The sequence below is a fragment of the Bacillus sp. JJ864 genome (assembly GCF_036963045.1).
GTDB classification, from domain to species: domain Bacteria; phylum Bacillota; class Bacilli; order Bacillales; family Bacillaceae_G; genus Bacillus_A; species Bacillus_A pseudomycoides_C.
Map to the genome: position 1 here is coordinate 1 of NZ_JBALLY010000134.1, position 334 is coordinate 334.

At 27.2% G+C, this 334-nt stretch carries 1 protein-coding gene; it reads right to left on the minus strand.

What is annotated here, in order from left to right; all coding sequences use genetic code 11:
* The coding region (locus V7024_RS18950) for a histidine kinase dimerization/phospho-acceptor domain-containing protein (protein ID WP_335522721.1) at positions 1-334 on the minus strand (334 nt) is incomplete at both ends.

Below are 334 nucleotides of genomic sequence, written 5' to 3' on the forward strand. Positions count from 1 at the left end.
AATTCAACATCATGCATACTATACAGATAACTCCACTTTTTAACCATCATTCCTAATAGATCATGTATATTTACATCATCATTTACAATATAAGAATTCTCTAACGTATCTGTAGATTGCAATTTAAATTCATTGGTTAATTCAGCAATATACTGTATTTGTTGATATAACGATTCTAGTACTTGTGTTTGGCCATGATATTGATCTTCTAAATAAAATAATTGTAATCTCATTGCTGTTAAAGGCGTATTCATATCATGTCTTAGTTTATTTAAAAGTTCTTTTTTCATTTCCTCTTGCTGTTTAAGTTCTAATTCACGATATGTAGTTCTTT